General features: G+C 69.2%; 15 protein-coding genes and 2 pseudogenes. 8 read left to right on the top strand and 9 right to left on the bottom strand.

The genetic code is table 11. The features are described from left to right. Positions 1-401 precede the first annotated feature (401 nt). From ACWC2T_RS35060 to ACWC2T_RS35030, 7 genes are all read left to right on the top strand, one after another. Entirely contained in the window at positions 402-2,045 is a 1,644-nt protein-coding gene (locus ACWC2T_RS35060; protein WP_450674374.1) for an NRAMP family divalent metal transporter, read from the top strand. A 98-nt stretch (positions 2,046-2,143) separates the two neighbouring features. Then, a complete protein-coding gene (locus ACWC2T_RS35055; protein ID WP_450674373.1) occupies positions 2,144-2,515 on the top strand; it encodes a glyoxalase in 372 nt (123 codons plus the stop codon). Positions 2,516-2,621: 106 nt separating this feature from the next. Beyond that, on the top strand, positions 2,622-2,885 hold the full coding sequence (locus ACWC2T_RS35050; protein WP_450674372.1) for a hypothetical protein: 264 nt from the start codon (positions 2,622-2,624) through the stop codon (positions 2,883-2,885). Positions 2,886-2,927: 42 nt separating this feature from the next. Beyond that, positions 2,928-3,191, top strand: a complete 264-nt coding sequence (locus tag ACWC2T_RS35045; protein ID WP_450674371.1) for a hypothetical protein — start codon at positions 2,928-2,930, stop codon at positions 3,189-3,191. 45 nt (positions 3,192-3,236) lie between these two features. Next, positions 3,237-3,605, top strand: coding sequence for a VOC family protein (locus ACWC2T_RS35040; protein ID WP_450674370.1), 369 nt, complete (start codon positions 3,237-3,239; stop codon positions 3,603-3,605). A 52-nt stretch (positions 3,606-3,657) separates the two neighbouring features. Further along, positions 3,658-4,395: an MgtC/SapB family protein gene (locus tag ACWC2T_RS35035; RefSeq protein ID WP_450674369.1), complete on the top strand. Its 738-nt coding sequence runs from the start codon at positions 3,658-3,660 to the stop codon at positions 4,393-4,395. A gap of 107 nt (positions 4,396-4,502) precedes the next feature. Beyond that, on the top strand, positions 4,503-4,952 hold the full coding sequence (locus tag ACWC2T_RS35030; protein WP_450674368.1) for a hypothetical protein: 450 nt from the start codon (positions 4,503-4,505) through the stop codon (positions 4,950-4,952). 11 nt (positions 4,953-4,963) lie between these two features. Here ACWC2T_RS35030 and ACWC2T_RS35025 read toward each other — a convergent pair whose 3' ends face one another. The 7 genes from ACWC2T_RS35025 to ACWC2T_RS34995 form a co-directional block, all read right to left on the bottom strand. Next, on the bottom strand, positions 4,964-6,328 hold the full coding sequence (locus tag ACWC2T_RS35025) for an ABC transporter ATP-binding protein (RefSeq protein ID WP_450674367.1): 1,365 nt from the start codon (positions 6,326-6,328) through the stop codon (positions 4,964-4,966). A 59-nt stretch (positions 6,329-6,387) separates the two neighbouring features. Beyond that, the gene (locus ACWC2T_RS35020; RefSeq protein ID WP_450674366.1) at positions 6,388-8,124 is read right to left on the bottom strand and encodes an ABC transporter permease; all 1,737 of its coding nucleotides are present in this window, start codon (positions 8,122-8,124) and stop codon (positions 6,388-6,390) included. Between the two features lie 198 nt (positions 8,125-8,322). Further along, entirely contained in the window at positions 8,323-9,387 is a 1,065-nt protein-coding gene (locus ACWC2T_RS35015; RefSeq protein ID WP_450674365.1) for a hypothetical protein, read from the bottom strand. 491 nt (positions 9,388-9,878) lie between these two features. Continuing rightward, a complete protein-coding gene (locus ACWC2T_RS35010) occupies positions 9,879-10,319 on the bottom strand; it encodes an IS3 family transposase (protein WP_450674375.1) in 441 nt (146 codons plus the stop codon). A 123-nt stretch (positions 10,320-10,442) separates the two neighbouring features. Continuing rightward, on the bottom strand, positions 10,443-11,837 hold the full coding sequence (locus ACWC2T_RS35005; protein ID WP_450674364.1) for an ABC transporter permease: 1,395 nt from the start codon (positions 11,835-11,837) through the stop codon (positions 10,443-10,445). Further along, complete coding sequence (locus ACWC2T_RS35000) at positions 11,834-12,796, bottom strand: ABC transporter ATP-binding protein (RefSeq protein ID WP_450674363.1); 963 nt, start codon at positions 12,794-12,796, stop codon at positions 11,834-11,836. Before ACWC2T_RS35000 ends, ACWC2T_RS35005 begins: the two co-directional genes overlap by 4 nt. Before the next feature lie 77 nt (positions 12,797-12,873). Next, positions 12,874-15,615, bottom strand: coding sequence for a PKD domain-containing protein (locus ACWC2T_RS34995; protein WP_450674362.1), 2,742 nt, complete (start codon positions 15,613-15,615; stop codon positions 12,874-12,876). Positions 15,616-16,028: 413 nt separating this feature from the next. On the opposite strand from ACWC2T_RS34995, the pseudogene ACWC2T_RS34990 reads away from it, so the two are divergent. Next, a pseudogene (locus ACWC2T_RS34990) lies at positions 16,029-16,607 on the top strand (ISAzo13-like element transposase-related protein); the annotation flags it as partial. An 819-nt stretch (positions 16,608-17,426) separates the two neighbouring features. Here ACWC2T_RS34990 and ACWC2T_RS34985 read toward each other — a convergent pair. Further along, positions 17,427-18,038 (bottom strand): annotated as a pseudogene (locus ACWC2T_RS34985) (NAD(P)H-binding protein); the annotation flags it as partial. Between the two features lie 213 nt (positions 18,039-18,251). Continuing rightward, a complete protein-coding gene (locus ACWC2T_RS34980) occupies positions 18,252-18,830 on the bottom strand; it encodes a hypothetical protein (protein WP_450674361.1) in 579 nt (192 codons plus the stop codon). Between the last annotated feature and the right edge of the window lie 893 nt (positions 18,831-19,723).

The following is a 19,723-nucleotide window of genomic DNA, read 5'->3' as shown; positions in this document are numbered from 1 at the left end:
CCCGGCCTAAGGGGTGAGGCCAAGTGGCTTCCCTTGCAGGGGGATTACGCCGTGGAGTGCCAAAGCTCTGACGAGTTGGGGTGTACCGGCCGCAGCCTGAGCGCCGGTCCGCTCCCTGCCGAGTCGACGACGACGCGCGTTGTACGCGTCCCCGGCCGGAAGGAGGCGAGAGACATGGACTGCAGTAGCAGTAGTCCGGGCCACAGTCGGCCCCTTACCCGCTTGTCCTCGCATTCTTCCGGCACGCGGTAACCACCTTCCCTGCGCGGATCCCGTCCGCGTCTGCTGCCCCCGCACGGCCATGCGCCGTGACGGGCCGCCGTCCTGCGCGCTCGCGCAGGGGGGATGACGGCCGCGTGCCCCCAATGCCTCCCCCGCTGGGGGGATTTGGGAGGTACGCCATGACCAACACGACCATCGACACCACCGCCGCAGCACACCGCACGGCCGTCCTGGACGACGCCCACATCGGCGACATCCAGGGCGCCCTCGGCACCATCAGGCTCGACGACACCGCACCCCGCACCGGCCTGTCCGCCAAGCTCAAGACACTCCTGGCCATCGTCGGGCCCGGCCTGATCGTCATGGTCGGCGACAACGACGCCGGCGCCTTCGCCACCTACGGCCAGGCCGGCCAGAACTACGGCACCCACCTGCTGTGGACCCTGCTCCTGCTGGTCCCCGTCCTGTACGTCAACCAGGAGATGGTGCTGCGCCTGGGCGCCGTCACCGGCGTCGGCCACGCCCGGCTCATCCTGGAACGGTTCGGCAAGTTCTGGGGCGCGTTCAGTGTCATCGACCTGTTCCTGCTCAACGCCCTCACCCTGGTGACCGAGTTCATCGGCATCACCCTGGCCACCGGCTACCTGGGCCTGCCCAAGGCCGCCTCCGTGGTGCTCGCCGCCGCCATCATCGTCGCCTCGGCGTTCACCGGCTCCTTCCGCCGCTTCGAGCGGGTCGCCATCACCCTGTGCGCGGCCTCGCTGCTGCTGGTGCCGGTCTACTGCATGGTCCACCCGCACGCCTCCCAGATGGCCCGCGACTTCGTCGTACCGGACATGCCCGGCGGTACCGGGCAGTTGTCCACCGTCATGCTGCTGATCATCGGCATCGTCGGCACCACGGTCGCCCCCTGGCAGCTGTTCTTCCAGCAGTCGTACGTGATCGACAAGCGGATCACCCCGCGGTTCATGAAGTACGAGAAGGCCGACCTGTGGATCGGCATCGCCGTGGTCGTCATCGGCGCGGCGGCCATGATGGGCTTCACCGCCGCCGCGTTCGCCGGCACCCACGGCTTCGGCAACTTCTCCGACGCCGGCGCGATTGCCACCGGTCTGGAGGCCAAGGCCGGCAAGCTCGCCGGCGTGCTGTTCGCCATCGCGCTGCTGGACGCCTCCATCATCGGCGCCTTCGCCGTGTCCCTGTCCACCGCCTACGCGATCGGGGACGTCTTCGGCATCCGGCACTCGCTCCACCGGGGCGTCAAGGGAGCCAAGGGCTTCTATGCCGTCTACGCCGGCCTGGTCGCCGCAGCCGCCGCCATCGTGCTCATCCCCGGCTCCCCGCTGGGCCTGCTCACCGAAGGTGTCCAGACCCTCGCCGGCGTGCTGCTGCCCTCCGCCAGCGTGTTCCTGCTCCTTCTCTGCAACGACAAGCAGGTCCTCGGCCCCTGGGTCAATGGCCCCAAGACCAACGCCTTCACCGCCGCCGTCGTCGGTGTCCTGGTCGCCCTGTCGATCATCCTGACCGCCTCGGTGCTCTTCCCGGACATCTCCGCGACCGCGATCCTCGACATCATGGCCGCCTGCGGCATCGTCGGCGTGCTGGCCGCGGGCTACGCCTTCACCCGCCGCCGTACCGGCACCAAGGAGGACCCGATCGACCGCACCGGCCGGGACACCTGGCGCATGCCCGCACTGGCCACACTGACCCGGCCGACCATGTCCACCGCCCGCAAGCTCGGCATGGGCGCCCTGCGCACCTACCTCCTCATCGCCATGATCCTCGTCGTCATCAAGATCGTGGAAGTGGCCCTCGGTCACTGACCGTCATCCGGTGTCCGGGGCGGAGCACGCCCTGCCCGGACCATGGGCCAATGGCTCCAGCCCCTTTTCGAAGCAGCCGAAGCAGAGGTGTGTTGGTGATGCTCGCCGCACTCGACTACGTGCAGCTGGCCGCCCCGGCCGGCTCCGAGGACACGCTACGCGGTTTCTATCTCACCGCGCTGGGGATGACCGAGATTCCACAGCCTGCGGGGCCGGCTCGGCTCGGCGGTTGCTGGTTCGCAGCCGCCGACGGCGGTCGCCTGGAGATCCACATCGGCATCGAGGACGGGTTCCGCCCGCCGCGCAGGGCTTATCCGGCGGTACGGGTGACCGGTCTCGACCAGCTCGCCGCCCGCCTCCAAGCCCACGGCGCGCCTGTTGTGTGGAACGTCAGCCTGCCGACGCACCGCCGGTTCTACACCCAGGACCCGGTCGGCAACCGCCTGGAATTCCTCGAACCCCTGCCGTAACCGGGCACCCCGGCGGACCGCGCCGGGGCCGTGCGCAACGGAGAGATCGAGACCCGCCACCGTAGCCGTGCGCTTATGCGCCCTTCCCGCACATGGGAGGCTTTCCATGAACCGCTCCACACTCACCGTGCTGTATCTGTCCCTGGCCGACGGGACCGAACGCCCCTACCTGATCGAGGACCCGGCTCCCGAGGCACTGGCCGCCGGGGCGGTGTACGACCCGTGGGTCCATTTGACCCATGTGCTCGCCCAGCAGGGCCGCGACCCCGACTGGCTCGCCCGCTTCACGGGGCTGCCACCCGCAGCCGTCCACCGGATCACCGAGGCCGCTCGGAAGTCCCAGCCTGCTCTTTCTCACCAGCCCTGTTGACGTGCCAAAGCGCGTACGCGCCCGTGTCTGGAGGTGACTTCCATGTCCGCACTGACCCACCACGGCGTCCGGCACACCACGTCCGTCCGGTCCGTCGGTGCCCTGCTGTCCTTCTTCACCCGCGTCGTCCGGCGCCTGGGCGACTGCCCGCTCGACCACACCGTGCTGCACGCGGCTCCAGCCCGCACCCCGACACCGCTGCGGGCGGCCGGCTTCGGTCCGGGACGGCCGCACGCCCACTGGCACACCGTCACCGGTCCTGACGACCACCGTCGGCTCGAAGCCCGCTGGCATGGCCGCGCATAAGAGCCCGACCCCCTTGTCCAATGCTGCTTTGGAGGAGTCCTGGCCATGCTGGCGACCCTTGATCACGTACGGCTGACCGCCCCGGAAGGGTGCGAGCCGCTGCTGCGCACCTTCTACGCCGACCTGCTCGGTATTCAGGAGGTCACCGGACCTCCGGTGCTGGCGGTACGAAGCGCCTGCTGGTTCACCGGCGAACACGGCGGCGCCCAACTCCACCTCGGCACCAAGACCCCGTTCCTGCCCGGCACCCGAACCCACCCCGGCCTGCGCGTCCACGACATCGACGCCCTCGCCGACCGGCTCGGCGCCCACCGCGCACCCGTCGTCTGGGACGACCAACTCCCCGGTCACCGCCGCTTCTTCACCCTCGACCCTGTCGGCAACCGGCTGGAATTCCTCCACCCCCTCACCTGACCACCCACCACGCGCCGTCGCATGCCGACAGGCCATTGCAAGGAGGTGCGCCATGCACGCCCTGACCACGACCGACTTCCTGATCCGGCTCGCCACCGGGGTGGCCTGCGGGGCACTGATCGGCGTCGAGCGCCAGTGGCGGGCCCGGATGGCGGGCTTGCGCACCAACGCCCTGGTCGCCACCGGCGCCACCCTGTTCGTGCTCTACAGCGTCGCCGTCGGCGACCCCGGCAGCCCCACCAGGGTCGCCTCCTACGTCGTGTCCGGGATCGGGTTTCTCGGCGGTGGCGTGATCCTGCGCGACGGCGCCGGGGTACGGGGCCTGAACACCGCCGCCACCCTGTGGTGCTCGGCCGCCGCCGGTGTCCTGGCCGCCTCCGGCCGCCTCGCACTGGCCGCACTCGGCACCCTCGCGGTCCTGGCCGTGCACCTGGTCCTGCGGCCCGCCGGACGACTGCTGGACCGCGCCCCCGCTGGTGGAACCGACCCCGACGTCACCGCGCGGGCAACCGTGCACGTGGTGTGCGAGCGCCAGGCCGAGACCCACGTGAGGGCCCAGCTGCTGCAGGCCCTCACCGCCGGCGCCCTGGCCCCGACCGGGCTGCGGGCCCGCCGCGAGGACGACGACCAGGCCACCAGCCTGCGCGCCACCGTCACCATTCCTGGCCAGGTCGCCCCCGCCCTGGAACAGGTCATCGCCCGCCTTTCCCTGGAACCAGGGGTGCGTGACCTGCACTGGCACCTGGAGGACGAGGAAACCGAACACGATCGGCCCCGCGTGCTGGCCTGACCACACACCGCGAGGCCCCGTACGAATCCCGTAAGAGGACAGTCGGCCCAACGACACCCGGCCCGTACACAGACCACGATGGAAGACGGAACAGGAGGGAGACGGCGATGAGGCCCCTGCCCCACCCCCGCACCGGTGAGGGCACCGTCGTGCTCGGTGTCCTGCTGCTGACCGCGTTGGAGATGACCGCGCTGACCACCGCCCCGCGCGCCGACCGCCCGATCGTCGCCGGTGCCCTGGTCGGGGCAGCCACCGCAGCCTTCGTCGTGGTCGCGGCCGTCGTGCACAGCCACCGCCGGGCCCAGCGAGAGGCCAGACGGCGGCTGACCGAGGCGGTCGACGAGTCGTGGTTCACCAGCGGCGCCCTGGACGGCTTCCCCATGGACGCCGTCCGCCCGCTCCTGCTCACACCCGGCGCACCCAGCCTGAACCGTCTCTACTCCGCGTGGATCTTCGCCACCCACGCGCACGACGCCGCTTGGCTGGAACACAACCTCGACCTGCCCGCAGGCATCGCCCACCTACTGGCCGACGCTGCCGAGCGCGAGCGGAACTGATCCACCCGCGTTTACAGGTACTTCTGGGCGCCGGGTTCGAGAGTGAGCCTGGCGTCGTCGCGGTCGTAGTCGTACAGCTCGGCGTAGCGGCCCCAGTCGATGGCCGTCTGAAGCTGGTTGCGGGCCTCTTCGGCGGAGAAGCCGCGGCGGAGCAGGTCGAGGAAGAAGCCCTCGCGCAGCGTGTTGCCGTCGGTGGCAGTCAGGGCCTGGACGACGGCGCGGACCAGGGGGGCGTGCTTGGCCGCGTGGCGGGCGAAGAGCTGCTTGCTGGTGAGGATGTCGGCGGCCACAAACTCCCGGCCGGCGTCGGTGATGGCGATGTCGGCGCCGTCGATGCGGGCCAGCTGGAGCATGACGGCGGTGTCGACCAGGGGCAGCAGGTCGTCGATCTCGAAGCTCAGCTCGTCGGCGATCTCGGCCAGGCCGTCCTGTCCGCCGCGGGCGACGAGGATTTCGAGCAGACCGGCGAGTCCGCCCACGCTGACGTCCGGCAGCGGCGTGTTGGTCGGCGTCGGCATGGGACGCGGGGCGGCTGCTGCGGGAGCAGCCTCCACGGCTTCCGCTGCGGCTTCCTCGCGGCCGGTGAGGACGTCGTAGACGGTGTCGACGATGGACTCGAAACGAGGGCTGTTGCGATCGCGAGGCCGGGGAAGATCGACCCGGAGTTCGGCCTGGATGCGGCCGGGGTTGGAGGACAGCACCAGGATGCGGTCGGCCAGCAGTACCGCCTCCTCGATGTTGTGGGTGACGATCAGGATCGACTTCACCGGGGCCTCGTGCCCCTCCCACAGGCCGACCAGCTCGTTGCGCAGGTTCTCCGCGGTCAGCACGTCCAGGGCCGAGAAGGGCTCGTCCATCAGCAGCGCGTCCGGCTCTACGACGATGCCGCGGGCGAAGCCGACGCGCTGGCGCATGCCGCCGGACAGTTCCTTGGGGTAGGCGGACTCGAAGCCGTCCAGACCGATCAGGTCGATCGCCTTCAGCGCCCGCTCACGGCGCTCCTCCTCGCCGACACCCTGGGCCTTCAGCCCCAGTTCGACGTTCTGCTGCACGGTCAGCCACGGCAGCAGCGCGAAGGACTGGAAGACCATCGCCACCCCGGGATTGGCGCCGGTCAGCGGGGTGCCGCGGTAGGAGACGGTGCCGGTGGACGGCGCGATCAGCCCGGCCACGCACCGCAGCAGCGTGGACTTGCCCGAGCCGGACTTGCCCAGCAGAGCGACGATCTCGCCCTCGGACAAGGTGAAGCTGATGCCGTCCAGCACCGGCAGAGCCCGGCCGTCCGGCGTCGTGAAGGTCTTGGTCACCGAATCGGCCTCCACGATCAACGCACCGGTCGGACGGGATGCGGGGGCGAGGGGTTCGCTGCTGGTCACGGGTCCTGCCTCGGGAACGGGGAGCCTACGGGGACGGCGGGCTTACGGGGCGGTGAGGGTCACAGGGCGAAGCGGGTCTCGGCGAGGCGGTACAGGCGGCGCCAGAACAGCCGGTTGGCGGCCACCACGTACAGGCTCATCACACTGATGCCCACCAGGATCTTCGGGAAGTCACCGGTGGCGGTGGCCTGCGTGATGTAGGCGCCGAGCCCGGTCGCGGTCAGGTGATGGTTCCCGTAGCTGACGACCTCGGCCACGATCGAGGCGTTCCACGCGCCGCCCGCAGCCGTGATCCCACCGGTCACGTACGAGGGGAAGACCGCCGGCAGGATGAAGGAACGCCACCTGAGCCAGCCGCCGACCTTGTAGTTGGTCATCGCCTCGCGCAGGTCGGAGGGGATGGCCGTGGCCCCGGCGATGACGTTGAACAGGATGTACCACTGCGCGCCCAGCGCCATCAGCAAAATCGCGCCCACGTTCAGCGAGATGCCCAGCACCACGAACGCCGCGGTGGCGAACGGGAAGAGGAAGTTCGCCGGGAAGCTGGCCAGCACCTGCACCACCGGCTGCGCGAACCGGGTGACCTTCGGGTTCATGCCGATCCACACCCCGACCGGCACCCACACCACCGTCGCCACAACGGTCAGGACGACGACCCGGCCGAAGGTCGCCGCACCCAGCGCGAGGGCGTGCCCGAACGCACCGAGCCCAACGGTGGACTGGACGTAGCCGAATGCCTTCCACGCCCCGTAGACGACCACCACGCTGATCACACCGGCGAAGAACACATCCCCCGTGCGCTCGCGGACCGGTGAGACGCCGATGGGGTGCTCGGCCAGACCGAACGGCCGCGTCGCCCGGTCCAGCCAGCGGCCCGCCGGCTTCAGCGGGCGGCCGATCAGGTGCGGCACCTGCGAGCGGCGCAGGAAGTCCAGCACCAGGCTGCGCGGACGCTCGGCCGCCTCGGCCTCCTCCACCCGGAAACGCTCCGACCAGGCCACCATGGGCCGCCAGAACAGCACGTTCACTCCGATCACCATCATCACCATCACGGCGATGGCAATGCCGACCTTGCTCAGGTCGCCCTGGGCGATCGCGGCGGCGGCGTAGGACCCTATGCCGGGCAGGGCGTAGGTGTGGTTGAGGACGCTGATGGACTCGGAGGCGGCGAGGAAGAACCAGGCGCCGCCGAAGCTCATCATCCCGTTCCACACCAGCGGGATCATCCCGCCCGGCACGTCCAGCTGCCAGAACCGCTCCCACTTCGTCAGCCGCAGCACCCGCGCCGCCTCGTCCAGCTCCCGCGGCTGGGACATCAGGGAGTAGTAGAAGGCGAACGTCATGTTCCACGCCATCGCGGTGAAGATCGCGAAGATGGAGGCGCACTCCAGGCCCAGTTCGGAGCCGGGGAAGAGGTTGATGAACGCGGTCACCGTCACCGACAGGAAGCCCAGCACCGGCACCGACTGGAGAATGTCCAGGACGGGCAGCAGCACCTTCTCCGCCCGCTTGAGCCGGGCCGCCGCGGTGGCGTAGACGAAGGTGAAGACGACCGAGACCGCGAGCGCGGCGAACATCCGCACGAGCGAGCGCACCGCGTAGTACGGCAGGTTCGCCGGGTCCGTCGACACCGTGGAGGGAGCGGTGCTGGGCAGGAACGGCGCGTTGAGCGAGGGCGCCAGCCGCAGCAGCCCGTACAGCAACGCCACCAGCGCCGCACCGACCACCACGTCCAGCCACCGCAACGCAGGCCGCCGCCACACACCCCGCGAGGGGAAACCGCCTGTCGCTGCCACCGGGCTGCCTTTCGTCATCTCCGTGCGCGAGGCTAGACAACACCAGGCCGGGCAAACCTCATGCGCTCTCCGGACGACCAGCGCGTGAACACTCCTCCATCAGCCGGGGTTATCCCTGCGGACCCGCACTCCGCTCCCCGTCCTTTCCGGGAGCGGAGTGCGCCTGCTGATGCGCCGACCCGTTACTCGGCGAGCACTTTACTCGGCCGGAACGAAGAGCAGCCCCTTCGCCTTGGGAGCCACGCCACCCAGGGCGGTGATCTGACCGGTCTTCAGGTTGAGCGTGCCCAGCCCGTTCGCCGCCGAGACGAAGGCCTCGCCCTTGGTGAAGTGGCCGGTCACGGCGATCACGTCGCCCTTGGCGGTGTCCACCACGTAGAGGGTTCCCTCGGTGGAGGAGGCGAAGGCGGTGTCGTCCACCGTCTGGCTCAGCGGCAGGACGACCGCCTTCTGCCGTGCGCTGCCCCAGTGCTTGACGAAGACGGCCTGCTGGTCGGCCTGGCCGTCCAGCAGCAGGCTGCCGCCCAGGCCCGGCACGGAGCGCGGCACGAAGGTGCTGGAGTCGTCGTCGGTCAGGTTGAGCGGACCGGTCTTGCCAGTCACCAGGTTGGTGGCCGTGATGTTGTCGTCGAACACCGGAGTGGTCTTGGCGACCGAGCCGCTGAAGGTCACCTTGTACAGCGCCGGGCGGCCCGCGGTGCTGCCCTTGGCGTCCGCGGTCGGGTTGGAGGCGACGATGTAGACGACGCCATGCCGCACGCTCACGTTGTCCGTGCCACCGCCGTGCGGCAGCGAGCTGTAGTGGTAGTGCTTCACCGTGCCGGTGCCGTGGTGGCGGCCACGCCGGAAGCTGATGGTGTAGACACTGCTGCTGCCGTCTTCGTTGACGGATGCGATGACCCGGTGGGTACGGGGGTCGGCGCCGAGGCCGTCGACCTTGCCGACGAGGTCCCAGTGCGCCACCTCCTTGCCGTGCTTGTCGAACTCCACGACGGTGCTCTTGGTGTTCCCGGTGGGCGAGGGCTCACCCTGCGAGCCCACCCCGTTCTGGAAGCCGACGAAGAGCTTGTCGCCCAGGCGCGTGATGTCGTCGGCGCCGGTCACCTTGCCACCCGCGTGCGCGAAGACGGCCGCCTTGAAGCCGGCGGGCACGCCCGCGGGCACCGCGGGCGCCGGGTGCGTCGCGGCTGCCGCCACCCCCGAGACCCCGAGCGCCACAGCCACCACGCCGGCCGCCGTGCCGAGCACCTTGCTGATCCTCATACCCATGACCTTCCCTCACACAAGAGGCGAACCAGACCGCGCGTCAGCCTGTGTTCCCTTGAAGATCCAGCGATGGCGCGAACACAGCTCGAAGGGAACGAGAGGGTTAACGTCTACGGCCGTGTAGACCGTTCGGAGGCGTCCGGTCATGACGGCAGACAGCTGTCCTCCATGTTCGCTCCGCCGACTACGTCCCCCTGGACTCTCGTCGACCGGGAGGCTGTGACCAAGGGCCCTGGCATGGTCGGCGTAGACATGGTGCAGCAGTGCGTGGGTCTCCTGGGCGAGCCGCAGCCGTTCCACTTCGATACGGGAACGCTTTCGGTTCGCCCCCGCACCAGGTGCAGCGTGCCGCCTGCCGCTATGCAGGCGCCTACGTCGCTGGTCACGTTGGTGTAGTTGCCACCGATCAGTTCCGCCTGCGCGCTGGGCGTGATGATGCCTGCCAGCGGCAAGACGATCAAGTTGAACCGTTCCGGGTTTGATCGAGACTAGGTTGTGACTGTGACCTCGATTTTCGTGGTTGCTCGGTAGTAGTTGGCCCCGTATTCGACGGGCGGGGTGTGCCCGATCTCACCGTGCAGCCGGCGGTGGCAGTACCAGTCGATCCACTCAGCGGTGGCCAACTCGACCTCGGAGAGTGTCTTCCAGGGCCGACGGGGCTTGATCAACTCGGTCTTGAACAGGCCGATCGTGGACCCCATCAGGCATTGTCGTTGGCGCCGCCGACCGATCCGATCGACGCGGCGATGCCTGCTCGCGTCGGGGATGGTCGTGATCACCTTTTGGCCGCGGACCGCTCCGGTGATGCCGAGTTCACGCATGAGGCGCTCGACGGTGCGGCGGGCCACCGCGACGTCCTGGCGATTCAGGTGCCGACAGAGCTTCCGCGCGCCGTAGACACGGTAGTTGGCCTCGTAGGCCTGTGGGATGAGGGATGGCGCCGAACCTCGCCGCCCTGGTGCTGCGCGCCCGGCGCGGCGGCGGAAGCGAGCTGAATGGAAGCGAGGGCCGGCCGGGTGGCGACACGGGGCCGGCCTTCGCGCCAGGCTTACTCAGTGACCGGAGATCAGGTCGACGTTGCCGTCGAACTGCCACAGCGGGTTGGGCGTCGGCTTGCCGGCATTGATGATCAGGAAGTACCCGTTCACCTGAACCGGTCCGTCCCCGTCGGCGATGTAGCGCCCGGTCGGGGTGACATCGACCTGGTAGATGGCCTGGGCGGTGACGTTGTAGCCGGGGACGTTCCAGGAGACCGTGCAGCGCCAGTCGTTTCCCGGCCCTGCCTGCGCCCCGAGCCCCTCGTTCCTGTCGCAGGCCGCTGTGGTCTGCAGTTGCGCTGCGGAGACCGCCGGCTGGCGCATCTGTGCTTGCTGGAACGGGTAGAGGCGGGAGAACTCCATGGCTACCGACCGTTGCACCTTGTCCTGGGTGATGCCGGAACCGCCCGCCCCGGTCCCGACGGCGACGACACCGACCGTCGCGGCCAGCACGCCCGCCAGCGGGAGGGCACCCAAGGTCAGCGCCCTGCGTGCGGCGCCGTCGTTGTTGAGATTGGTGAAATCCCGCCGGAGGAACAACAGACAGGCCAGTGCCGTCGCCACGACCGCCCATACCAGGCTGACCCCGATGCCGATCAGCAACGGCCCCAGCTGCTGGGGATCGGTGAACAGGCCGTTCCAGGAGATGAAGGCGTAACCGGGCAGTGCCAGGCGCACCGGGACCGGCAGCGGCAGCATCTGCGCCGTCTGCATCCCGAGGGCGGCGATCACCGGCAGCAGCAGGCCCATCGGGGACCGGCCCAGGGCCACCGACCCGAGCAGCCCGATGGCGGCCAAGGCGAGCGTCGGCGCCAGCACGCAGACCCACGCCAGCAGGACCCTACCCGCCGCGTCCCCGCCGGTGAGCAGGTGGCCGTCCAGGCCGACCAGCGGCTGGTTCCCCTCCGCGAGCAGTCCGCCGAGCACGCTGGAGACGGCCAAGCCGGCTACCAGCAGTCCGATCACGGTGACGCTGGCGATCGCCTTGGCCGCGAAGATCCGCCGGTGCGAGCGAACAGCGATGATCAGGTGGCGCCAGGTGCCCAACCGGTCCTCGGAGGCGAAGACGTCGCCGGCGACCACGGACGTGACCAGCGGCAGGGCCCATGTGCCGGCAACGCCGAGCACCACCAACGATCCGGCCCAGCCGGTGGCGTGCATCCACCGGCCGAAGAGGGTATCGGACGGCAGGGTGCTCTGCTGGTCGATCGCGAACACCAGCAGGACCGGACCGAGCCAGCACAGCAGCACCAGCAGGCGCACCCGCCAGGCAGAGAACTGCTTGACCAGCTCCATCCGCAGGATCCGGACCACCGGGACCGGGCGTCTGCCGGCCGTCCCGGGCTTCAGCCCGGCCCCGGCCCCGGCTCCGGCTCCGTCGGCGGGGGCGTCGGTGAGAGTCGTGGTCATTGGTCGGCCTCCTGCCCGATGATGGCGAGCTGGTCCGTCAGGGAGAGAAAGGCTGCTTCCAGCGGCGAGACGACGGGCGCGAGTTCGCGCAGGGGGATGTTCGCGCGCACGATCCGCGCCACGAGTTCGTCCAGAGCAGCCGCCCGCGCGCGTACGACGACCACGTCGTTGTCCGATCGCGCCGCGGCGTCGGAGTCCTCGACGACGCGAACGCCGGGTGTTCCGGCCGCGACAGCGTGCGCGGCGGACGGATCCAGGGCGCGCAGCCGGTAGTCGAGTTCGTGTTTCTCATCGGTGAGCTTCTTCAACGGGCCGGAGAACACCACACGCCCCTTGGCCAGGATGGTGACCTCGGAGCACAGCGCCTCCAGATCGTCCATCCGATGGCTGGACAGGACGACCGTGACGCCCTCGGCCGCGAGTCGGCGCAGGACCTGATGCACCTGCCTCTTGCCCGCCGGATCCAGGCCGTTGGACGGCTCGTCGAGCACCAGCAGGCGTGGTTTGGTCAGCAACGCCGCGGCCAGTCCCAGTCGTTGGCGCATGCCCAGGGAGAAGCCGCGGACCTTCTGATCGGCGGCCTCGGTGAGTCCGACCTGCTCCAGAGCCTCGCCGACATCACCGGCGAGCGATTCGTCGGGCTGCAGCCAGACCAGCGTCGCGAGGTTCTGCTTCGCGGTGAGAGCGGGGTAGAGGCCGGGTCCGTCGACGAACCCGGAGACACCGTCAGGCGTCGGCAGCCCACGGCCCACTGGAGCGCCGAGGATCTCCAGGTCCCCCTCGTCGGCGACGGCCAGGCCCAGCATCAGGCCCAGCAGCGTGGTCTTTCCGGCACCGTTCGGGCCGACCAGGCCGTGGATCCGACCCTGCGCGACGCTTACATCGACATGGTCGAGCGCGACGACGTCACCGAAGACCTTGGTGATGCCGTGGCCCTTCACTGCGATGGTCGTGTCCATTCGTTCCTTCCTCCGCGGGCGAGCAGGTGGGCCCCCGTCCCGCTGGGGGACGGGGGCCGGTTACCGAGTGGCGCTGGTCACTGCACGTTGATCGTGGTGTCGTCGAGCACGAAGGAGGTCTGGTACTCGTAGTCCTCCGCGCCGGTGAACTTGAGCGTGACTGTCTGGCCCGCGTAGGGGGAGAGGTCGAAGGTGTGCTGCGCGTATCCGGTGATGCGGTCGAGGTTGGAGTAGGTGTGCAGGGTGCCCAGCACCGTGCCGGAGCCGTTCAGCACCTGCACCTTGAGCGTGTCGTAGGCGGTCGTGGTCGAAGTCTCCGCCGTGTCCACGTGCAGCCAGAAGCTCAGCTGCTCCGAGGTGCAGCCCTTCGGTAGGGTCACCGTCTGCGACAGGGTGTCGGTGTGGGTGGTCCCGTAGCCGTCCAGCCACGCGTCCCAGCTGCCGGAGTGCGGCGGCTCGGAGGAAGAGTTGTCGATCACGCCGGAGGACGCGGTCCACGGAGCGGGGTTGGAGCTGCCGCTCTCGAAGCCGGGGTTGCCGAGCAGCTGCTTCGCCTGGCAGCCGGTGCTTCCGGTGGGGGTGGCGGACGCCTCGTTGCTCTGTGCCCCCTCGCCCACGCCGTTCACCGCGGTGACCCTGTAGTAGTAGGTCTGCCCGGTGGTGAGTCCGGTGTCGGTGCATGAGGTCACCGCGCCCAGTCCGCTGCAGCCGCCGCTGGTCAGCAGCGTCTCGCCGCCACTGGAGGTGCCGCGGTAGACCTTGTACGAGGTGATGTTCTCGCCGCCTGTGCTGGCCGGTGGCGTCCAGCTCAGCGCGACCTGCCCGGTTCCGGCTGTCGCCGTCAGGCCGGTGGGCGCGCCTGGTACCGTCGCGGCAATCGGCGAGGCTGTGACGGTCACCGTCGAGGACGCGGAGTGCGCCGGCGAGGCGCTGTCGGTGACGGTCAGTGTCGCGGTGTAGGTACCCGCGGTGCTGTAGGTGTGACTCGGGTTCTGCGACGTGCTGGTCGACCCGTCACCGAAGTTCCAGCTGTAGCTGTACGCCGGGGTGCCGCCGGTGGCCGTGCCGGTGAAGGCGACGTTCAGGGGCACCTGGCCGGAGGTCGGGGTGGCCGAGGCGCTTGCGGCCAGCGGGTTGCCGACGGCGCTGACCGTAGTCGTCACCTGCGAGGTCCCGGTGTTGGCGGGCGAGGCGCTGTCGGTGACGGTCAGTGTCGCGGTGTAGGTACCCGCGGTGCTGTAGGTGTGACTCGGGTTCTGCGACGTGCTGGTCGACCCGTCACCGAAGTTCCAGCTGTACGTGTACGGGGCCGTGCCGCCGGTCGCCGAGCCGGTGAAGTTCTCCGTCAGCGGCGCGTTGCCGGTGGTCGGCGAGCCCTTGGCGCTCGCGGACAGGGGGGTCGCGCCCTGGATCCAGAAGTCCTCCAGCGGGTCGCCGAGCGCGGCCTGGTCCGCGGTCGTCATCGGGAAGGTGGACGAGCCCAGGTTGTTGTTCGGGTCGATGACGCCGGAGTGCACGTTCTCCATCGTGCGCTCCATGGCCGCCAGCACGTTGGCCGTCGTGTACGCGACGTGCGAGACGTAGTGCTGCTTGACGTAAGCCGGGTTCCCGATGACGAGCAGCGGCACGCGGTAGGTGTTGCTGACGTGGTCCGGGCCGTTGCTGCCGTTCTGGGTGTCGTCCTCGGTGACGACGATCAGCGTGTTGTTCTTGTACGTCGGGTTGCTCATGATGGAGCTGACGATGTTGTTCGTCGCGGTGTCGTTCCCTGCGATGTCCTGGTAGGTGCCGGGGTGATCGTTGAACAGCTCGACGTAGTTGTACGCCGGCATCCCGTACTGGTTGACGAAGTTGAGGTAGTCGCCGGCGACGGTGCTGTCGGGGATGCTCTGGTTGTTGCAGGTGTACTCGTTGGTGTGCAGCTCTTCGGGGATGGTCGTGCCCGGACGGTTGGGCGGCAGAACCTCGATCTTGCCGTCGGCCGGGTTCTTCCAGTAGCCGCTGCCACTGTTGAGCATCCAGTAGATGTCACCGTTCACGATCATCGAGTACGGGCTGGTGCCACTGCTGGTGCCGGACGGAGCGGTGCAGGCGCTGGTGCCCTCGTCCGTGGGACCCTGGTCGCTCTGCAGGAACCGGTCGAACTGGGTACCGTTCGACGGGTAGGACTGCTGCTGGCTGCTGGACGAGGACTGCCCCGAGAACAGGAACCAGTGGTTGGGGCCGGACGGCGGCTGGACGCCGGTGCTGTACGAGTCGGACAGCGAGTAGGTCTTGGCCAGCTGGTGCAGGTTTGGAACGGAGCTCATGTGGTTGGTGCTCTCCACCTGGCCGTTGCAGCCGGCGGCGATCGTTGTCGCGCAGTCGCCGAGGTAGTCGTCGAAGGTGTGGTTTTCGCGATAGATGATCACGAAGTGCTGGAACGGCGGGAAGTACGGCGCCAGCGGGTTCACTGCCGCTGCGGGCTTCCCTATGATCGTCTGATGGCCACCGACCCTCTGCACGACGCTCTTGTCGGTGATCTTGAAGTTCTTCGGCTGCGGAAACTTTGCGAACTCCACGCCGGGCGCGGCGAACTTCGCGCCGGAGCAGTCGAAGTCGTCCGGCTTGTACGTCATCGGACGCTTGCCGAGCGGCAGGTTCTTGGCGTTCGGGTGGGTCGTCGCCGGGTTGTACCCCTTCAGCGTGCACGAGCCGACACCCGTCGCGGGATGGGCGGCGTCAGCGATCCCGACGCCGTGAGCCACGCTCTCCACCCCGCCGAACAGCAGGGCGAGGCTGGCGACACCAAACAGCAGTAACTTCTTCGATCTCTTCATTGGCACTCCCGTGTCGGAGGCGCGCGAGAGCGCGCGCATCTACGCGCGCTGAATTGAGCCATACGGGATTGTGACGACGAGTCAAGGCCACGACAAGTCAGTCAGCGTGATCCACTTCACTCGCAACGCAACGTTTACCGGCCGTGCCCCACGAGGCGCCCCGGCCGTCGGCAGGGAGCGGGACGAGGGGGTATCTCGTCCTGCCCATCGCCGATTTCGGCAGCATGTTCGTCGGGATGCCGGCGTATCAGGGCGGAAACTGGACACCGCTAGTGGAGCGGTTCCTCCATCTCGATCGACCGACGATATTCAAGCTGGCCCGAACCCTCGGGGCCGAGGAACCGCGCAGCGAGTGCAGGGGCCCGTCGATGAAATAGTAGGTTTCTTACGGTGATGGGACTCGTTGATGCGGTATGGGTCGCTTCGATGAGTTGATCGGCTCGTTGGAGGAGAAGTTCGGGGCGGAGACGCCGTACCTGGACGAGCGGCAGCGCCGGATGCTGTACGCGGCGGAGACCCGGCAACTCGGTCACGGTGGGATCGCTGCGGTGGCGAGGGCCGCGGGCGCCTCGAAGGGCTGCGTCAGCCGCGGCTTGGCCGAACTCGATACAGGCCAGGCGCCGGACGGGCGGGTGCGGCGGCCGGAGGCTGGCCGCCCGACGCTGTCGGAGAAGGACCCGGGCCTGGTTCCGGCCCTGCTGGCGCTGATCGAGGACACCACACGGGGCGACCCGATAGGGCCGCTGACGTGGACAACGAAGTCGCTGCGCCGGCTGGCGGACGAACTGCCCGCCCAGGGGCGGAAGGTGGGCCGCGACACCGTCGCCGCGTTACTGAAGGCGGCAGGGTTCAGCCTGCGCGGCAACACCCGAGTGCTGGCCGGCAGCCACCACCCGGACCGGGACGCCCAGTTCCGGCACATCAACGACAGGGTGAAGACATTCCTGGACGGGGGCGACCCGGTGATCAGCGTGGACACGAAGAAGAAGAAGGAGGGGCGAGTCGACGGCCGGCGATACGGTGTTGGTGGCGCAAGGGCAGTTCCATGCACAGAGCTCGGCGTGAGCCATACGACTTCAGGCTTTATCCCCAATTTCTGACAGAATCCCCGCGATCCTTTCCTCCCCCCGTCACTTGACGGTGCACACAGAACGCCGGCCGCAAAGGGGTGACGCGACCGGAGGTTGTACCGCTCGGGCAACGGCGCTTCTTACCGAGCGAGGTCTGATGCGGGAGGCACGACTTGGGCATCGCCCCATCGATGCTGGGCGTGTGCAGAGCAATCTGGTGGTGGAACTGAACTGCGGCTGCCGTGCATGGCCGCAATCGGCCCCTCGGTTACGAGGTCACCGGCAGATTCTGCTCGGGGCCCCGGGTTGCCGGCTGCGCGCTCCTGGCGGCGACACGACGGACGGTAAGAGCGCCGAACGGCGGACAGGACAAGGAAGACGGCCATCACGCCGGTTCCGGCGGTGTACCTGCCAGTGGTGGTACGGCGTGCGCCGGTGATAGAGAGGCCGATGATCTGAGATGTTGGCCAGGGCGTTGGTCATGGCGATGCCTGCGGCGACGCCATGCCCTTGAGGTAGGTGGCGGGCAGTTGCGTTCGCGAGCGCCTGCACTTCTGCGCTCTGCACAGCTGGTCCCCTGTCAAAGGGCAGGGGACCAGCGACCATCGGCCGGTCTCGCGAACGAGGAACCCGCACATGACCTGCTCCGCACAGTCGGCAGCCCTTTCGGCGCCAACTCGCGGGGGGTGCTGAAGAGTCGGTACGCGCCACCAGGCAGCACGCCGATCCTCGCGGCGGGAGGAAGGCACGGCTGACGTTGGCGGGCAGACGGGAGCAGCCCACCAGGACGCGCAGGACGTCCCGCACAGCGATGGGCTGGATACGGGTGTGCACCCAGCGCGGGGTGACCATCGCCGGCAGCCGCTCGGTGAGGTAACGCAGCATCTCGAAACTGGCCGAGCCGGAACCGATGATGACGGCAGCGCGCAGGACGGCGGTCGGCACACCCGAGTCGAGCAGGATGCGGCCCACCTCGGCGCGGGAACGCAGGTGGGGGGAGAGATGCGACTCGGCAACCCTTTCGGGGGTCAGCCCGCCGAGGTAGACGCGGCGGCGAACTCCGGCCCGGCGGGCCTGCTCGCCGAAGACGCGGGCCCCTTAGCGGTCGGTCTGTTCGAAGTCGCGGCCGGTGCCGAGCGCGTGCACCAGGTAGTAGGCCACGTCCACGCCGTCCAGCGCCCGTGCCACCGATGCGGCGTCGAGGACGTCGCCCTGGACGACCTGCGCCCGGCCGGCCCACGGATGGTCCCGCAGCTTGCCCGGCGTGCGCGCCAGGCAGCGTACCCGGTACCCGGCGCTCAGCAGCTCGGGCACGAGCCGACCGCCGATGTAGCCGCTCGCGCCGGTAACCAGACAGGTCGGTGCCTCGTGAGCCGTCGCCCCGTCCCCGGTCGTCGTCCTGGTCGCCTCGTCCGCCACGGGTACCGTCCCTGTGCTCGCCTCGTCCCAACGCCGGAGCAAGCCCCCGGATCAGGTCGAACCCGTACATCACTTTCCTGGACGCAGCCGCCTTCCAGCAGCCGTCACACGACTGACACGCGTTCCCTCAGCGTCCGCCACGGCCAACTACAAGGCTTGGTCTTCTGACGAGTGCCCGCTGGACGAGTCCGGTTCTCGGCGGTGTGCCGAGGCTTGCGCGACCTGCTTCAGCGCCGATGCCGTGGCAGAGTCGCCGACCTTGGCGGGTTGCTCGTGCGGGTGGCTCTCGTGGTGAAAGTGGGAGGGCGCGAGCCTGTCGCCGGCACCGTAGCGCCGCGACAAGGTGTCGGTGGAGTCCGTGAGGGCAAGGTCGGCGTCGGCCGCAGCGGGCCGACTACCGCCCTGCATGTCGTTCTCGGCGTTTCCGGCCCTGCCGACCTGGGCCGCCTCCCCCGGCGTGCCTCCTCGGTGGCCCGGCTGGGTCAGCCACGCCACGGCCGCGCCGGCGAGAGCCACGGGCCATTCCACCACCCCGGCGACGCCGAGCACCCCGGCTCCGGTGTAGACCGCCATCCGCCGACCGCGCGGAGAGATCGCTCCGATCCACGCCAGCGCGCTGTCGCCGACCTTGCTCACCTGCTCGGCTCCGGGCAGGCGGCGCAGCCCGGATCCGACCGCCCGGAACGGCTGCGGAAGATCCGACGAACCTGTCCTGACCTGGCTCATGTCCTGCTCCCTCCGCGCGTCCTCAAGGGATCCGAGCCCCGAGTTTCCCAATGTCACAGCGCATATGCCCTCATGCGGGCGTTATCCGGTTCCGGGGCCCTGGTGGCGCGTTCGCAGGCGGGCTGGGGCAACTCGGGGCGGGTGTACCGGGGAGGTGGTTCGGTGGCCAGTAAGAGCCTGGACTTGAACGAGATGCTGCAGGCGGCGGAGGATGCCGCGCCGATGGAGTCAGTGGATGTGGTCGCCCGGAACCTGGAGAAACGGTTCTCGGCGACAGAGGTGTCGTTCCTGATCGTCGACCTGATCGGGCAGGAAGCCGTACGCCTGCCCAGAGCCGGTACGGCGGCGCGGGCGCGCGGCGCGGCGGAGAGAGTCGAGCTGGCGGGCAGCTTCTATGACCGGGTCCTGCGCAGCCAGCGCCTGCACCAGGAGGACTACGGGGAGGGCGGGTGCCGGATGGTCGCGCCGGTGACGAACCGGGGCGACTGCATCGGTGTACTGGACCTGGTCGTGCCACGCATTGTCTCCGGCACTGTCGTCGACAGGGAGGGAGCCCTCCCCCGCGCTGGCGAAAGGGTCCGAGACACATCGGAGCCACCGAGCGACCTCCGGAGCCTCGCACTGCCGCGGGAGGTATGGGTGCGCTCCCGCTTGAGTGGTGCGCCGACCATAAGAATCGGGGGAGCCTTCGATGGATCGGGCCGGCCTTGCCTTCCTGACCGTGTTCGGCCTGGCGTGGTGGCTTGCGGGCGCGAGTGCTCTGGGCGGGTCGCTGCTGCCGGTGGCGGCTCTGGCGTGTGGTGCCGTCGCGGCGGGTGGCTGGCGCACGGGATGTGGCCTGCGTCGCCCGTGTGGTGGTCCGCTTCCCGACGATGTGCGCCGCCGCTTCGCCG

It is taken from the genome of Streptomyces sp. NPDC001393, from assembly GCF_053597455.1.
The sequence above is the reverse complement of the archived record's forward strand: the minus strand, read 5'-3'. Positions and strand labels throughout refer to the sequence as shown.

What these genes read in the sequence shown, in the direction of transcription:
- ACWC2T_RS34995 (WP_450674362.1), bottom strand. Translation starts at nt 15,615, where the DNA reads ATGAAGAGATCGAAGAAGTTACTGCTGTTTGGTGTCGCCAGCCTCGCC.
- ACWC2T_RS35045 (WP_450674371.1), top strand. Translation starts at nt 2,928, where the DNA reads ATGTCCGCACTGACCCACCACGGCGTCCGGCACACCACGTCCGTCCGG.
- ACWC2T_RS35040 (WP_450674370.1), top strand. Translation starts at nt 3,237, where the DNA reads ATGCTGGCGACCCTTGATCACGTACGGCTGACCGCCCCGGAAGGGTGC.
- ACWC2T_RS35050 (WP_450674372.1), top strand. Translation starts at nt 2,622, where the DNA reads ATGAACCGCTCCACACTCACCGTGCTGTATCTGTCCCTGGCCGACGGG.
- ACWC2T_RS35000 (WP_450674363.1), bottom strand. Translation starts at nt 12,796, where the DNA reads ATGGACACGACCATCGCAGTGAAGGGCCACGGCATCACCAAGGTCTTC.
- ACWC2T_RS35060 (WP_450674374.1), top strand. Translation starts at nt 402, where the DNA reads ATGACCAACACGACCATCGACACCACCGCCGCAGCACACCGCACGGCC.
- ACWC2T_RS35015 (WP_450674365.1), bottom strand. Translation starts at nt 9,387, where the DNA reads ATGAGGATCAGCAAGGTGCTCGGCACGGCGGCCGGCGTGGTGGCTGTG.
- ACWC2T_RS34980 (WP_450674361.1), bottom strand. Translation starts at nt 18,830, where the DNA reads ATGAGCCAGGTCAGGACAGGTTCGTCGGATCTTCCGCAGCCGTTCCGG.
- ACWC2T_RS35055 (WP_450674373.1), top strand. Translation starts at nt 2,144, where the DNA reads ATGCTCGCCGCACTCGACTACGTGCAGCTGGCCGCCCCGGCCGGCTCC.
- ACWC2T_RS35005 (WP_450674364.1), bottom strand. Translation starts at nt 11,837, where the DNA reads ATGACCACGACTCTCACCGACGCCCCCGCCGACGGAGCCGGAGCCGGG.
- ACWC2T_RS35035 (WP_450674369.1), top strand. Translation starts at nt 3,658, where the DNA reads ATGCACGCCCTGACCACGACCGACTTCCTGATCCGGCTCGCCACCGGG.
- ACWC2T_RS35030 (WP_450674368.1), top strand. Translation starts at nt 4,503, where the DNA reads ATGAGGCCCCTGCCCCACCCCCGCACCGGTGAGGGCACCGTCGTGCTC.